The sequence below is a fragment of the Bradyrhizobium campsiandrae genome, from assembly GCF_014529705.1.
Classification (GTDB): Bacteria; Pseudomonadota; Alphaproteobacteria; order Rhizobiales; family Xanthobacteraceae; genus Bradyrhizobium; species Bradyrhizobium campsiandrae.
The window spans coordinates 1-243 of record NZ_JAANIH010000399.1 but is presented as its reverse complement, the minus strand read 5'-3'; the positions used below and the strand labels follow the sequence as shown (position 1 = coordinate 243).

The window sequence follows — 243 nt, the reverse complement described above, 5'->3', positions numbered from 1 at the left end:
TGATCGTGGTGCCGTTCGGGCAGGGCTCTATCGCCTGGTTCTCCTCGATCGCGTTCCTCGCGATTGTCATCCTCTGGCGCATCGGCGGCTGGTATCAGCCGCAGATCAAGGCGAAGAAGGCCGCGGCAATCAGGATGACGAGATATTGGTGAGCGATGCTGAGCAGAAGCAGGCCGAAGAAGGTCGAGGCCATGCCGATCGACAGCGAGTACGGCTGCGCCTTCTTGTCGGTGTAGTGGCCGA

At 60.9% G+C, this 243-nt stretch carries 2 pseudogenes; one reads left to right on the top strand and one right to left on the bottom strand.

What is annotated here, in order from left to right:
• Positions 1-134, top strand: a pseudogene (locus G8O24_RS47500) (MFS transporter); the annotation flags it as partial.
• Here G8O24_RS47500 and G8O24_RS46950 read toward each other — a convergent pair.
• Positions 107-243 (bottom strand): annotated as a pseudogene (locus G8O24_RS46950) (MFS transporter); the annotation flags it as partial. The pseudogenes G8O24_RS47500 and G8O24_RS46950 sit on opposite strands and share 28 nt — an antisense overlap.